Source organism: Pseudomonas sp. ES1, assembly GCF_050586605.1.
In the GTDB taxonomy this organism is placed as follows: Bacteria; Pseudomonadota; Gammaproteobacteria; order Pseudomonadales; family Pseudomonadaceae; genus Aquipseudomonas; species Aquipseudomonas sichuanensis.
This window is the reverse complement of record NZ_JBOBDM010000029.1, coordinates 40,247-54,127: the sequence shown is the minus strand read 5'-3', so window position 1 is coordinate 54,127 and position 13,881 is coordinate 40,247. Positions and strand designations below refer to the sequence as shown.

Below are 13,881 nucleotides of genomic sequence, written 5' to 3'. Positions count from 1 at the left end.
TGGGCCGCTTTGCGGCCCTTCGCGGGTAAACCCGCTCCCACAGGTGACGCAAACCCTGTGGGAGCGGGTTTACCCGCGAATGCCTTCATGCGGTTTCGCTGACCGCTCTCGATTTTGGCCAACAAAGTCCCCCCGAGCGCTAGGTCCCAGCCCGCGCATGCGTTAGCATCCTACGCGACATTACGCATCGGTCTGTCAGACCGTGCATACAAAAAGAATTTTGCGTACTTCTTGCTAGGGGACTTGGTGATGATGAAGAAATACCTGTCGCGATTGCTGGTCGGTGCCACCGCCCTCATCGCGGTAACCGCCGCCCAGGCCGGCGCCATCGACGACGCGGTCAAGCGCGGCACCCTGCGGGTCGGCATGGACCCGACCTACATGCCGTTCGAGATGACCAACAAGCGCGGCGAGATCATCGGCTTCGAAGTCGACATCCTCAAGGCCATGGCCAAGTCCATGGGCGTCAAGCTGGAGACCGTCTCCACCGCCTATGACGGCATCATCCCGGCCCTGCTCACCGACAAGTTCGACTTCATCGGCAGCGGCATGACCCTCACTCAAGAGCGCAACCTGCGTCTGAACTTCAGCGAACCCTTCATCGTGGTCGGCCAGACCCTGCTGATCCGCAAGGAACTGGCGGGCGAGATCAAGTCGTACAAAGACCTGAACAACGAGAAGTACCGCATCACCTCCAAGCTCGGCACCACCGGCGAGATGGTTTCCAAGAAGCTGATCGGCAAAGCCAAGTACCACGGCTACGACAACGAGCAGGAAGCGGTGATGGACGTGGTCAACGGCAAGGCTGACGCCTTCGTCTACGACGCGCCGTACAACGTGGTGGCGGTGGAGAAGGCCGGCGCCGGCAAGCTGCTGTTCCTCGAAGAACCCTTCACCTACGAGCCGCTGGCCTTCGGCCTGAAGAAAGGCGACTACGACAGCATCAACTTCATCAACAACTTCCTGCACCAGATCAAGCATGACGGGACCTACGATCGTATCCACGACAAGTGGTTCAAGAACAAGGACTGGCTGAAGGAAATGGAATAAGGCCCAGGCCACAAGCCCAGGTTTTGACCCCGACGCGCAGGTGGTGCTGAGGGTGGTTGGTTGAGTTGCTCGCTGTCCCGGCCGGCCCTATCGCTGGCAAGCCAGCTCCCACAGTCATCGCTGTACTTGTGGGAGCTGGCTTGCCAGCGATGGGGCCGGTCCAGGCGCAGAGGATCTGACCGGCTGCCCCCGAAGCCCACCTTGCGCGTTTCGCATTTACGGAAGTACCCCACGTGATCAAACACAAGAAAGCACAGTGGCCCTGGCATGGGCTGACCGCGCTGGTCCTGCTGGGCCTGGCGTTCAGCCTGTACATGGCCACCTCGATGATTTCCTATGAGTGGCGCTGGAACCGCGTTCCGCAATACTTCGCCTACAAGGCCGAGGAAACCCAGCGTGCCGCCAACCCAGGCACGGTCGAGGAAATCGTGGTGTCCGGCGACAACGCCCGGGTCACCCTGAAGGATGAAAGCGGCGACACCCAGGTGATCGAAGTGGCCAAGGACAGCATGCTGCTGGCCCGTGGCGACGACGTCGCCGAAGGCGATGCCATCGGCGTCACCCGCCATTGGGCTGCGGGGCCCCTGGCCTGGGGCCTGTGGACCACGCTCTGGCTGTCGGTGATTTCCGGCGCCCTGGGCCTGCTGATCGGCCTGTTTGCCGGGCTGTGCCGGCTGTCGAACAACCCGACCCTGCGTGACCTGTCCACGGTCTACGTCGAACTGGTGCGCGGCACGCCGTTGCTGGTGCAGATCTTCATCTTCTACTTCTTCATCGGCACCGTGCTCAACCTGAGCCGCGAGTTCGCTGGGGTGGCGGCGCTGGCATTGTTCACTGGCGCCTACGTGGCCGAGATCGTCCGTGCCGGCGTGCAGTCGATCGCCAAGGGCCAGAACGAGGCGGCACGCTCGCTGGGCCTCAACGGCGCCCAGTCGATGCGCCACGTGATCCTGCCGCAGGCGTTCAAGCGCGTGCTGCCGCCGCTGGCCGGGCAGTTCATCAGCCTGGTCAAGGACACCTCGCTGGTGTCGGTGATCGCCATCACCGAGCTGACCAAGAGCGGCCGCGAAGCCATCACCACTTCGTTCTCGACCTTCGAGATCTGGTTCTGCGTGGCTGGCCTGTACCTGCTGATCAACCTGCCGCTGTCGCACATCGCCAGCCGGCTCGAGCGGAGGCTTGCGCAAAGTGATTGAAGTCCGTGACCTGCTGAAAGTCTTCGACACCCGTGGCCAGGTGGTGCGCGCGGTGGACAACGTCACCACCCAGGTCGCCAAGGGCGAAGTGGTGGTGGTGCTCGGCCCGTCCGGTTCGGGCAAGTCGACCTTCCTGCGCTGCCTCAACGGCCTGGAACACTTCGACCAGGGCTATGTCGCCATCGACGGCCTGCAACTGGCCGACCCGAAGACCGACATCAACGCCTACCGCCGCGAAGTCGGCATGGTGTTCCAGCACTTCAACCTGTTCCCGCACATGACCGTGCTGGAAAACCTGTGCCTGGCACAGAAGGTGGTGCGCAAGCGCGGCAAGGCCGAGCGTGAAGCCAAGGCCCGGGCGCTGCTGGAAAAGGTCGGCATATCGCAGAAGGCCAACGAGTTCCCGTCGCGCCTGTCCGGTGGCCAGCAGCAGCGGGTGGCGATTGCCCGCGCCCTGGCGATGGAGCCCAAGGTGATGCTGTTCGACGAGCCGACCTCGGCGCTCGACCCGGAAATGGTCGGCGAGGTGCTGGACGTGATGAAGACCCTCGCCCAAGAGGGCATGACCATGGTCTGCGTAACCCACGAAATGGGCTTCGCCCGTGAAGTGGCCGACCGGGTGCTGTTCTTCGATCACGGCAAGCTGCTGGAGGATTCGCCGCCCGGGCAGTTCTTCGACGCGCCGAAGGATCCGCGGGCGCAAGCCTTCCTGCGCCAGGTGCTCTGAAGCAGTTGCGAGCCGCAAGCCGCAAGCGACAAGAAGAAGCCGAACCGCGAATGCCCAGGCAACGCGTAGTGCTTTTTCTTGCAGCTTGTAGCTTGTAGCTTGTAGCTTGTAGCTTGCAGCTGCTTCAAAGGCTGAACCTCCCCACCATCCCCCGCAATTCCCGCCCCAACTGCCCCAACTCAACGCTGGACGCCGCCGTCTGCTCACTGGCCGTGCTGGTCTGGTCCGACACATCGCGCACATTCATCACACTACGGTTGATCTGCTCCGCCACCACGCTCTGCTCTTCGCTGGCCGTGGCGATCTGCTGGTTCATGCCCTGGATGGTCGAAACGGTGGAGGTGATCTGCCCGAGCGCTTCACCGGCCCTGCGGCTGAGCTCGACGCTCTGCCCGGTGAGGCGCTTGCTGTCGTCGAGCAGCCCCATGACCTGCTCGGTGCCGCTGTGCAGGTTGCCGATCAGTTGTTCGATCTCTTCGGTCGACTGCTGGGTGCGCTGGGCCAGGCCACGCACCTCGTCGGCGACCACGGCAAAGCCACGCCCGGCCTCGCCGGCCCGCGCGGCCTCGATGGCCGCGTTGAGCGCCAGCAGGTTGGTCTGCTCGGACACCGACTTGATCACATCGAGGATCGAGCCGATGCGCTGGCTCTCCTCAGCCAGGTGGGCCATGGCCTGCTGGCAGTGCTCCATCTGCCCGGCCAACTGCTCGATGCGTTCGATGGCCTGGCCCACCACCTGGTCGCCCAGCTGCGCCTGGTGATCGGCGGTGGTTGCGGCCTGCGACGCCTGTTCGGCGTTCTGTGCCACTTCCTGCACGGTGGCGCTCATCTGGTTCATCGCCGTGGCCACCTGGTCGGTCTCTTCCTTCTGCTGGCCGACCCTGTGCTGGGTTTGCTCGCTGACCGTCGCTAACTCGTCCACCGCTTGCGACAAACGGGTGACGCCATGGTCGATACCGCCCATCAGCTCACGCAGGCTCAGGGTCATGGTGCGCATGCTGCCCTGCAGTTGCCCAAGGTCGTCGCTGCGGGTGACCTCGTCTATCTGGCTCAAGTCGCCTTTGGCGATACGTTCGGCCTGACGCAAGGTCTGTTTCAGCGGCACGGTGATCTGTTGGCTGATCAGCCACGCCGCCAAGCCGCCGATCAACAGGGCCAGCAAGGCGACGCTGGTCATCAGGCTGCGTGAGGCCAGCGCCTGTTCGTCGCGCAGTTCGACCTGGTTGTCGCTGAGTTCGCGGCTGCTGGTGGTGATCTGGTTGCCCAGCTGCTCCATGTCGTTCTGCAGCAACTCCACGGCAATCGCTGAGCGCGCGTACTGGCGCAACTGCTCACGGTAGCGGGCCAGGCCGGCGGCAACGGGGGCGGTAAGGCGTTCATCCAGGCCCAGGCGCCGTACCAACTGGTCGAGTTGCCCGAGCGTGGCTTGCGCTGCATCCATGGCGGGTTGGCCGACACCCTCGAACGCTTGCAGCGGGTCGCTGTGGTAGGCCGGGATGGCGGCGCGCTGGTTGGCCATTTCCACATGGCGGTTGAGCGTATCGATCAGGGTGAGTGCCTGGCCCTGGGCGGCCGGTTGGTCGAGCTGGCTCAAGCGCTTGACCAGTTCACCTTGCAGGGCGCTGATGTGCTGGTCCTGTTCGGACTCCTGCTGCTGCAGGGCTGCGTGGTGCTGCTGGCGTGTCGCCACGGCCTGCTGCAGTTTTTCGAAGTCGCCCCGGTAGCGCTCAACCAAGTCGCGCTTCTCGGCGATCAGGCGCACGTTCTCCGGGGACAGGTAGCGAGGGCGCATGGTTTCGATCAAGGCTTCGAGTTGCTTGATGGTCTGGGCAAGCTGGGTGCGGCTCTGATCGTCGTTGAGCACGCGGAAGGTGATGCGCTCGGCGCGCAGGTCCTTGGCCAAATCGTTGAGCTGGGCGATCTGGGTGAGCTTTTCCGAGCGGTCGATGGCATCACCCAGTGCCTGCCAGCCGGTCAGGGTGGTCAGCAGGGTGAGCAGCAGGACCAGGGCAAAGCCCATGGCCAGCTTGAGGCGCACGCTGAGGTGGCCGAGCATGCGGTTGAGCGGTCCGAGCATGGTGAGTCTCCGGCGATGAGGGCGCCCTGCGTGACGCGGGGCGTGTACATCCTGCTCATCGGCCGGGGGGTCGTAAGACTGTACCTGTGAATAGCGTAGGAGGATTCCCTTCGACGCATAGGAGAAGTCTTGACCGGGTAGCCCTGAGGGGCCCGGCCACGCCGGGCTTTACAGCCTGAACTTGGCGACCAGACCCTGCAGGTGGGTGCCCAGGCGCGCCAATTCGACACTGGAGCTGGCGGTCTCTTCACTGGCGGCGGAGGTCTGGTCGGAGATATCGCGTACGTTCATCACGCTGCGGTTGATCTCCTCGGCCACCGCACTCTGCTGCTCGGCAGCCGTGGCGATCTGCTGGTTCATCGCCTGGATCGACGAGACGGTGCGGGTGATGGTTTCCAGCGAGCCGCCGGCGCGGCGGGTCAGCTCGACGCTGCTGTCGGTGAGGCTGCGGCTGTTGTCCATCACGCTGGCCACGCGCTGGGTGCCATTTTGCAGGCCGGCGATCAGCTCTTCGATCTCTTCGGTCGACTGCTGGGTACGTTGGGCCAGGCTGCGCACCTCGTCGGCGACCACGGCGAAACCGCGCCCGGCTTCGCCGGCACGGGCGGCTTCGATGGCCGCGTTGAGCGCCAGCAGGTTGGTCTGTTGCGCCACCGACTTGATCACGTCGAGCACGCTGCCGATCTTGTCGCTTTCCGCCTTGAGCTGGTTCATCGCTTCGCTGGAGTTCACCACTTCGTGGGCCAGGCGTTCGATCTGGGTAATCGCCTCGGTCACCACCTTGTCGCCTTCGCGGGCCTGCTGGTCGGCCATCAGTGCCGCCTCCGAGGCCTGTTCGGCATTGCGCGCCACTTCCTGCACGGTGGCGGCCATCTCATTCATGGCGGTGGCCACTTGGTCGGTCTCGACCTTCTGGTTGTTCACCCCGGCGCTGGTCTGTTCGGTCACCGCCGAGAGCTCCTCGGCGGCGCTGGCGATCTGCGTGACGCCGTCGCCGATGCCGCTGATCAACTGGCGCAGGCCCTGGGTCATGCGCTGCATGCTGGCCTGCAGCTGGCCCAGCTCGTCGCGGCGGTCGGCCTGCAGGTCCTGGCTGAGGTCGCCGTTGGCCACGCGCTCGGCGGCGGTCAGGGTCTGGCGCAGGGGCACGATGATCTGCCGGGTGATGGCCAGGGCGGCCAGCACACCCAGCAGCAGCGCCAGGGCGGTGGCGCCGGCGAGCAGGGTCTTGGCCTGCTGGGTGCCCTGGTCGCGGACCTTGGTCTGCGACAGGGTCATTTCCTGGCTGGTGCTGATCAGCAGCTGGCCTTGGGCGGCCATGCGCTGCAGGGTTTGTTCGCTGGCGGACTGGGCGCTGCCGAACTGGTTCACCGCGTCACGGTAGGCGGCCAGGGCCTCGGCGGCATCGTCGAGGCTGGCGGCGTATTCGGCAGGGAGCTTGGCCGGCAGGGCCTTGAGCACGGCCGTGGCCTGGTCGATGGCGGTGAGGGCGGTCTGCTGGAACTCGGCCTTGCCGCTGTAGGTGTAGCCGCGCACATGGAAGCGCGCCTGCTGCAGCAAGGCGCTGGTTTCCACGGTTTGCTGGTATTGCTGGATATCGCCGGCCTGCAGCAGGCGCTGCTCGACCTTGTCGATCAACGCGGCGGCCTTGTCGGCGCTGTCGCCCAGCAGGCCACGGCTGGCTTCGCGGCGCTGGCCGGCCTGCTTGAGCTCGGCGAAGGCCTGTTGGTATTCGCGTACGGCGCCTTGTTGCTGATCCAGGCGCTGGCGGTCGGCGGGGAGCTCGATCTGGCCCAGCATCAGCTGTACCTGGCGTTCGAGGTTGGCCAGGGCTTTTTCCAGTTCGGCCACCGAGGCTTCGTCGCGGTTGCGCTCATAGTGCTGGCGAGCGATGCGCAGGTCCTGGGTGTACTGGTGGATGACCGAGATATTACCGAGCTTGTCGCCCCGGCTGGTCACGCTGTCGATCCCCATCCATCCGGTGAAGGTGATGCCCAGGGTGAACAGCAGTACCAGGCCGAAGCCGATCCCCAACTTGCGATTGACGCTTACATTCCCCAGTGACTGGGCAAACCAACGGTACATAGACGACTCCCCGGCGCGTGGCAGTGCGGATTATTGTTCTGTTGCAAAGGCCATCGGCGTGCGTCGGGGAAACTTGATGGGCGAAAGCTGACCCGTTTGTCAGAAAATTCGCGAAAGCAGGGCAGTGACAGCCGTCTCGACCCGCAGGATCCGATCACCCAGCTGCACCGGCGCCAGGCCGGCCTTGTGCAGCAGGTCGACTTCATACGGGATCCAGCCGCCTTCGGGGCCGATCGCCAGGGTTACCGGGCCTTCCACGGCGCGCGGGCAGGCCGGGTAGGGGCCGGGGTGGCCGACCAGGCCGAGGGTGCCTGCGGCGATGGCGGGCAGGCGGTCCTCGACGAATGGTTTGAAGCGTTTTTCGATGATGACTTCCGGCAAGACCGTGTCGCGGGCCTGTTCCAGGCCCAGGATGAGGTTTTCGCGGATCGTTTCGGGGTTGAGGAACGGCGTCTGCCAGAAACTCTTCTCGACCTTGTAGCTGTTGACCAGGATCAGCCGCTCAACGCCCAGGGTGGCGATGGTCTGGAACAGCCGGCGGAGCATTTTCGGCCGGGGCACGGCCAGCACCAGGGTGAGCGGCAGCTTGGCGGGTGGCGGCTGGTGGAAGGCCACTTGAAGTTCGGCTTCATGGCTTTCGAGGCGGACCACCTCGGCCTTGCCCATCAAACCGTTGATGCGCCCGACGCGCAGGCTGTCGCCCACCGCCACGCCGTGGATCTCCTGCATGTGGGTGAAACGGCGATCGGCGAGGATGACGCGGTCGGCCGACACGAAGTCGGCCTCTTCGAGAAGCAACAGGTTCACGGTTGGGTCGCTGGCGGTTGGTCGTTGTGGTCTTCGTTTTGTTCGTCGTGTTCGTGGCTGCGCTTGCGGATCAGGCTGCCGCACAGCACGCCGATCTCGAACAGCAGCCACATGGGCACGGCCAGCAGGGTCTGGGAGAAGATGTCCGGCGGCGTCAGTACCATGCCGACCACGAAGCAGCCGATGATCACGTACGGGCGGATCTTCTTCAGGTACTGCACGTCGACCACGCCGATCCACACCAGCAGCACCACGGCCACCGGGATCTCGAAGGCCACGCCGAAGGCGAAGAACAAGGTCATGACGAAGTCGAGGTAACTGGCGATGTCGGTCATCATCGACACGCCCTCGGGGGTGGCGCTGGCGAAGAAGCCGAAGATCAGCGGGAACACCAGGAAGTAGGCGAAGGCCATGCCGGCGTAGAACAGGAAGATGCTCGACACCAGCAACGGGATGGCGATGCGCTTTTCGTGGCGGTACAGCCCTGGCGCGATGAAGCCCCAGATCTGCTGGAGGATGAACGGGATCGCCAGGAACAGCGAAACGATCATGGTCAGCTTGAACGGCGTGAGGAACGGCGAGGCCACGTCGGTGGCGATCATCGTCGCGTTGGCCGGCAGGTGCGCGCGCAGCGGCGCCGACACCAGGGTGTAGATCTGCTGGGCGAAGGAGAACAGCCCGGCGAAGATCAGGAAGATGGCGGCGACGCATCGCAGCAGGCGGGTGCGCAGCTCGGTCAGGTGCGAAACCAGCGGCATCGGCTGGTCGTTTTCCGGGTTTTCGCTCATGGGGCTCGCGGCGGTGGTGGCGGCTCGGAGGGTTGCGGCGTAGCGGCAGGTGGCGTCGGCGCTGCGTCGGCGGCGGGTGCTGCGGGGGCTGCGGATGCATCAGTGCCGGGTTGGGCGGCAGGCGGTGCCAGTGGATTGAGGATGCGCTTGGCTTCCTGTTCCATCTGCAGGATGTGCTCGTTGTGCAGCTGGCGGCGGATGTCGTCGGCGCCGATTTCGCGCTCGACCTCCATCTTGATCGCGTTGAAGCTGCGCTTGAGCCGGCCTATCCACAGGCCTGCGGTGCGCGCGGCGCCCGGCAGGCGCTCGGGGCCGAGCACCAGCAGGGCGACCAGGCCGACGAGCAGCAGCTCACTGAAACTGATGCCGAACATGGGTCAGTCTTTCCGCTGCGGCTCTTGGACCGGCTGCGCCTGGCCCTCGATGGTGTGGCCCTGGGCCTGCTGCGCGGTGTTCTGCACCGGCGGCACGGGCTGGGCGGGCGGCGGGGTCTGCTCGGCCGGCTTGGTTTCTTCTTCGTTCATGGCCTTGCGAAAGCCCTTGATCGATTCGCCCAGGTCGCTGCCGAAGTTCTTCAACTTCTTGGTGCCGAATACCAGCACGACGACGACCAGCAGGACGATCCAGTGTTTCCAGTCGAAAATGCCCATCTCAAACTCCTGAAAATGTGTGTCGGCCAGCGAGACCGATCAAGCGCCTACAGGCCATGCAGGACCTGTGGGAGCGGGTTCATCGGGGCGCCGAACCGCCGCGAACACGGGCGAAACCATCGCCCGGCATTGCGGCGCCTGCTTCGCGGGTGAACCCGCTCCCACAGGGGCTGTGATAAGTCAGGCAGACGGCTGTCGCGCCGCCTTCTCGTCGTGGCCGGACAGGCCGAACCGGCGCTCCAGCTCATCGAGCACCGCCTGCGGGTGCTGGCCCAGCGCGCTGAGCATGACCAGGCTATGAAACCACAGGTCGGCGGTCTCATAGATTACATCGCTGTAATCCTTGCTGGCGGCGGCATCCTTGGCGGCGATGATGGTCTCGATCGATTCTTCGCCGAGCTTCTCGAGGATCTTGTTCAGGCCCTTGTGATAGAGGCTGGCCACATAGCTGCTGTCGGGGGCGGCGTGCTTGCGTTCTTCCAGTACCTCGGCGAGGCGGTTCAGGGTGTCGCTCATGTTCAGTGTCCTGCGCTGTAGATGGCGTCCGGGTCCTTCAGGACCGGATCGACGATTTTCCACTGGCCGTCTTCGAAGACGCGGTAGAAGCAACTTTCGCGGCCGGTATGGCAGGCGATATGGCCCAACTGCTCGACCATCAGGATGATCACGTCGGCGTCGCAGTCCAGGCGCATTTCGTGCAGTTTCTGCACATGGCCCGACTCTTCGCCCTTGCGCCACAGCTTGCCCCGCGAGCGCGACCAGTAGATGGCGCGGTTTTCGGCGGCGGTCAGCACGAGGGATTCACGGTTCATCCAGGCCATCATCAGCACGCGCCCGGTCTTGTGGTCCTGGGCGATGGCCGGTACCAGGCCATCGCTGTTCCACTTGATCTCGTCCAGCCAGTCTTTCATCGTCGACTCCAAACCGGGCCCGCTCCCGTACCGGGCCCCTGTGCGCTAGTGTGCCAGCCAGCCGCGCGGCTGGCTATCGGCGCACGATCAGGTACAAGCCTGCGGCCAGCATCAACCAGGCCGGCCACGCCGCCGGGGCGCTCAGGCTCACGGCGCCGGCGGCCAGCGTGGCGCCGCCGGCCAGCAGGCCGGCACCGAGCAGGCGCAGCGCCCAGTTGTCGCCCTGGCGACGGCGCTCGGGCAGTTGCGGGTCGTGCAGGTGCGGCTGCGACAGGCGTTCGAGCAGGTCGCGGGTCATGTCGGCCAGGTGCGGCAGTTGCTCGGCCTGGCTGTAGAGGTTGCCGAACACCGCCTTGGGGCTCATGCGCTCGCGCATCCAGCGCTCGAGGAACGGCTTGGCGGTGCTCCACAGGTCCAGGTCGGGGTACAGCTGGCGGCCCAAACCTTCGATGTTGAGCAGGGTCTTCTGCAGCAGCACCAGTTGCGGCTGGACTTCCATGTTGAAGCGCCGGGCGGTCTGGAACAGGCGCATCAGCACCTGGCCGAAGGAGATGTCCTTGAGCGGTTTTTCGAAGATCGGCTCGCACACGGTGCGGATCGCCGCTTCGAACTCGTTGACCTTGGTCTGCGCCGGTACCCAGCCCGAGTCGATGTGCAGTTGCGCCACGCGGCGATAGTCGCGCTTGAAGAAGGCGATCAGGTTGCGCGCCAGGTAGTCCTGGTCCTCGGCGGTGAGGCTGCCGACGATGCCGCAGTCGATGGCGATGTACTGCGGGCTCCACGGCTTGACCGTGCTGACGAAGATGTTGCCCGGGTGCATGTCGGCGTGGAAGAAGCTGTCGCGGAACACCTGGGTGAAGAACACCTCGACACCGCGCTCGGCCAGCAGCTTCATGTCGGTGCGCTGGTCGGCCAGGGTGGCCATGTCGGTGACCGGCACACCGTAGATCCGCTCCATGACCAGCACCTTGGGCCGGCAGAAGTCCCAGTACACCTGGGGCACGTACATCAGCTCCGAACCTTCGAAATTGCGCCGCAGCTGGCTGGCGTTGGCCGCCTCGCGCAGCAGGTCGAGCTCGTCGTAGATGGTCTTTTCGTAGTCGCCGACGATCTCTACCGGGTGCAGGCGGCGGGCATCGGCCGAGGCGCGCTCGGCGGCCTTGGCGATCAGGAACAGCCAGGCCAGGTCCTGGGCGATCACCGGCTTCAGGCCCGGGCGCACCACCTTGACCACCACTTCCTCGCCGCTTTTCAGGCGTGCGGCATGCACCTGGGCTACCGAAGCGGAGGCCAGCGGCTCGACGTCGAAGCGGCTGAACACCTCGCCAACCTTGGCCCCCAGCTGCTCTTCGATCAGCGCCACGGCGTGCTGCGGGTCGAACGGCGGCACCCGGTCCTGCAGCAGCATCAGCTCGTCGGCGATGTCGGTGGGCAGCAGGTCACGGCGAGTGGACAGCAGCTGGCCGAACTTGATGAAGATCGGCCCCAGGTCCTGCAGCGCCATGCGCATGCGCGCACCACGGCTTAGCTCGAGGGGCTTGCGCGGCAGCCAGCGCCAGGGCATCAGCAGGCGCAGGCTGGCCAGCCACCAGGGCAGCAGGGGCTGTTCGAACAGCAGGTCATCGAGGCGGTAGCGGATCACGACGCGCTGGATGCGCAACAGACGGCGGACGGCGAGCAGCTTCATGCGTTATCGCTGGTATCAAGAGTGTGGGCGAGGCGGCGCAGGCGCGCCTCGAGACGTTCGATGTCGACTTTGAGCGCATCGAGTTCGCTGAACGCCGCTTCGGCTTCGCGTTTGCCGACCAGGGTGCGGGACTCTTCGGCCAGGTATTCGGAGAGGTTCTGGCTGAAACGGGCCAGGCCCTGCCTGGTCCAGCGTGCGCGCAGGCGCACGTGGCCGGCGAGCAGCGCGGTGGGTACCGGGCCGAGCCAGCGTTGCAGCTCGTGTTCCCAGTCCAGTTCCAGGTCCTGCAGCACCGCGACCAGGTCGAGCAGCACCGCGCTGTCACCGTGCAGTTCGACCTGCGGGCTGTGCAGCACGGCGCTCTTGTCCTTGCTCAGGGCCAACTGGGCCAGGCGCCCGGCCGGGGCGCGCAGGGTGCAATCGACCTCGCCCTCCCAGTGGGCGGCCAGCATCAGGCCTTCTTCATCGGGCAGCACGAACAGCTTGAGGGCCGGCTGCACGCAGTCGATCTCGATGACCTGGCCCTCCAGCGCGGCCAGCCGCGGCAGTGCCGTGCTGTCCATGCGCAAGACCCGGTTGAGGCCGTGCTCGACGCTGGCGAGAAGGCCGGCCAGGAGCATCAGGGTTTGATCCCCCGGTGCACGGCGACGATGCCGCTGGTCATGTTGTGGTAGGTGACGCGGTCGAAGCCGGCTTCGACCATCATGCTCTTGAGCGTTTCCTGGTCGGGGTGCATGCGGATCGACTCGGCGAGGTAACGGTAGCTCTCGGAGTCGTTGGTGATCAGCTTGCCGGCCAATGGCATGAAGGCGAACGAGTAGGCGTCGTAGGCCTTGGACATCAGCTTGTTGGTGGGCTTGGAGAATTCCAGGATCAACAGCCGGCCACCGGGCTTGAGCACGCGCAGCATCGAGCGAATGGCCTCGTCCTTGTGCGTCACGTTGCGCAGGCCGAAGGCGATGGTCACGCAGTCGAAGTGGTTGTCCGGGAACGGCAGCTTCTCGGCGTCGGCCTGGACGAACTCGATGTTGCCGGCCACGCCACGGTCGAGCAGGCGGTCACGGCCGACCTTGAGCATCGATTCGTTGATGTCGGCCAGTACCACCTGGCCGGTCGGGCCGACCAGGCGCGAGAACTTGGCCGCCAGGTCGCCGGTACCACCGGCGATGTCCAGCACCCGGTTGCCGCTGCGCACACCGGACAGCTCGATGGTGAAGCGCTTCCACAGGCGGTGCATGCCGCCGGACAGCACGTCGTTCATCAGGTCGTACTTGGCGGCGACGGAGTGGAAGACCTCGGCGACTTTCTTCGCCTTCTGGCTCTCGGGCACGTCCTGGTAGCCGAAGTGGGTGGTGGGTTCGGCGTGGTCGCCTTTGCGCTGGTCGGTCATTTCGCTTCACCAGAAAAAAATTACCGCCATTCTAGGGGCATCGGGCGGATTTGTCTTCGCGGGGTGTGCCGTGGCGGGGTGGCGGGCATAATGGCGATTATGTCTACATCAGCAGGAACACCCGCATGACCCAGATCAGCGTCGAACGCAAACACTCCCTCGGCCGCGAAGCCGCCCGCGCCAAGGCCGAAGCGCTGGTGGACAAGCTCAGCCGCGAATACGACCTCAAGGCCAGTTGGAACGGCGACCGGGTAGACGTGACCCGCAGCGGCGCCAATGGCAGCGTGCACATCTTTGACGACAGCATCCGCGTCGAGCTCAAGCTGGGCATGATGCTGTCGATGATGGGCGGCACCATCAAGGGCGAGATCGAGCGGGCGCTGGACAAAGCCCTGGCCTGAGGCCGCGAGGTCCTTGCTGTTTGCGGGAGCAGGCTTTGTGGGAGCAGGCTTGCCCCGCGATAGCGATTGCCGGGGCTGGCGCTATCGCGGGGCAACCCCGCTCCCTCGATAC

At 65.1% G+C, this 13,881-nt stretch carries 15 protein-coding genes and 1 pseudogene; 4 read left to right on the top strand and 12 right to left on the bottom strand.

Features of this window, described 5'->3' with window-relative positions; translation table 11 throughout:
- The first annotated feature begins 252 nt into the window (after positions 1-252).
- The 3 genes from ACQ4N9_RS14025 (at position 253) to ACQ4N9_RS14015 (ending at position 2,973) form a co-directional block, all read left to right on the top strand.
- Positions 253-1,050 carry a transporter substrate-binding domain-containing protein gene (locus ACQ4N9_RS14025; RefSeq protein ID WP_167409836.1) on the top strand — a complete coding sequence of 266 codons (798 nt, stop codon included), beginning with the start codon at positions 253-255 and terminating at the stop codon, positions 1,048-1,050.
- A gap of 233 nt (positions 1,051-1,283) precedes the next feature.
- Complete coding sequence (locus ACQ4N9_RS14020; RefSeq protein ID WP_390965764.1) at positions 1,284-2,246, top strand: amino acid ABC transporter permease; 963 nt, start codon at positions 1,284-1,286, stop codon at positions 2,244-2,246.
- Positions 2,239-2,973, top strand: a complete 735-nt coding sequence (locus tag ACQ4N9_RS14015) for an amino acid ABC transporter ATP-binding protein (protein WP_390966085.1) — start codon at positions 2,239-2,241, stop codon at positions 2,971-2,973. The genes ACQ4N9_RS14020 and ACQ4N9_RS14015 overlap by 8 nt, the downstream gene beginning before the upstream one ends.
- 124 nt (positions 2,974-3,097) lie before the next feature.
- On the opposite strand, the gene ACQ4N9_RS14010 is transcribed toward ACQ4N9_RS14015, so the two are convergent.
- The 12 genes and pseudogenes from ACQ4N9_RS14010 to ubiE all read right to left on the bottom strand — a co-directional run bounded on the left by ACQ4N9_RS14010 (position 3,098) and on the right by ubiE (position 13,368).
- Positions 3,098-5,050, bottom strand: coding sequence for a methyl-accepting chemotaxis protein (locus ACQ4N9_RS14010; RefSeq protein WP_390965766.1), 1,953 nt, complete (start codon positions 5,048-5,050; stop codon positions 3,098-3,100).
- 168 nt (positions 5,051-5,218) lie between these two features.
- A complete protein-coding gene (locus ACQ4N9_RS14005) occupies positions 5,219-5,932 on the bottom strand; it encodes a methyl-accepting chemotaxis protein (protein ID WP_422403657.1) in 714 nt (237 codons plus the stop codon).
- Positions 5,933-6,073: 141 nt separating this feature from the next.
- Positions 6,074-7,024, bottom strand: a pseudogene (locus ACQ4N9_RS14000) (methyl-accepting chemotaxis protein); the annotation flags it as partial.
- Between the two features lie 210 nt (positions 7,025-7,234).
- Positions 7,235-7,942 (bottom strand): 16S rRNA (uracil(1498)-N(3))-methyltransferase, encoded by a 708-nt coding sequence (locus ACQ4N9_RS13995; protein WP_390965770.1) that lies wholly within the window; start codon positions 7,940-7,942, stop codon positions 7,235-7,237.
- Complete coding sequence (tatC, locus tag ACQ4N9_RS13990; protein WP_390965772.1) at positions 7,939-8,730, bottom strand: twin-arginine translocase subunit TatC; 792 nt, start codon at positions 8,728-8,730, stop codon at positions 7,939-7,941. The genes ACQ4N9_RS13995 and tatC overlap by 4 nt, the downstream gene beginning before the upstream one ends.
- Entirely contained in the window at positions 8,727-9,104 is a 378-nt protein-coding gene (tatB, locus tag ACQ4N9_RS13985; protein ID WP_390965774.1) for a Sec-independent protein translocase protein TatB, read from the bottom strand. The genes tatC and tatB overlap by 4 nt, the downstream gene beginning before the upstream one ends.
- Positions 9,105-9,107: 3 nt before the next feature.
- Complete coding sequence (locus ACQ4N9_RS13980) at positions 9,108-9,380, bottom strand: twin-arginine translocase TatA/TatE family subunit (RefSeq protein ID WP_028688374.1); 273 nt, start codon at positions 9,378-9,380, stop codon at positions 9,108-9,110.
- Positions 9,381-9,560: 180 nt separating this feature from the next.
- Positions 9,561-9,896: a phosphoribosyl-ATP diphosphatase gene (locus ACQ4N9_RS13975; RefSeq protein WP_050707262.1), complete on the bottom strand. Its 336-nt coding sequence runs from the start codon at positions 9,894-9,896 to the stop codon at positions 9,561-9,563.
- A 2-nt stretch (positions 9,897-9,898) separates the two neighbouring features.
- Positions 9,899-10,291 carry a phosphoribosyl-AMP cyclohydrolase gene (hisI, locus tag ACQ4N9_RS13970; protein WP_110994129.1) on the bottom strand — a complete coding sequence of 131 codons (393 nt, stop codon included), beginning with the start codon at positions 10,289-10,291 and terminating at the stop codon, positions 9,899-9,901.
- Positions 10,292-10,364: 73 nt separating this feature from the next.
- Positions 10,365-11,978: a ubiquinone biosynthesis regulatory protein kinase UbiB gene (gene ubiB, locus ACQ4N9_RS13965; protein ID WP_390965777.1), complete on the bottom strand. Its 1,614-nt coding sequence runs from the start codon at positions 11,976-11,978 to the stop codon at positions 10,365-10,367.
- Complete coding sequence (locus ACQ4N9_RS13960; RefSeq protein WP_125465848.1) at positions 11,975-12,598, bottom strand: ubiquinone biosynthesis accessory factor UbiJ; 624 nt, start codon at positions 12,596-12,598, stop codon at positions 11,975-11,977. The genes ubiB and ACQ4N9_RS13960 overlap by 4 nt, the downstream gene beginning before the upstream one ends.
- Positions 12,598-13,368, bottom strand: coding sequence for a bifunctional demethylmenaquinone methyltransferase/2-methoxy-6-polyprenyl-1,4-benzoquinol methylase UbiE (gene ubiE, locus ACQ4N9_RS13955; protein WP_390965779.1), 771 nt, complete (start codon positions 13,366-13,368; stop codon positions 12,598-12,600). Before ubiE ends, ACQ4N9_RS13960 begins: the two co-directional genes overlap by 1 nt.
- Positions 13,369-13,493: 125 nt before the next feature.
- Between ubiE and ACQ4N9_RS13950 the strand changes: the two genes are divergently transcribed.
- The gene (locus ACQ4N9_RS13950) at positions 13,494-13,769 is read left to right on the top strand and encodes a polyhydroxyalkanoic acid system family protein (protein WP_110994133.1); all 276 of its coding nucleotides are present in this window, start codon (positions 13,494-13,496) and stop codon (positions 13,767-13,769) included.
- The last annotated feature ends 112 nt before the right edge of the window (positions 13,770-13,881 follow it).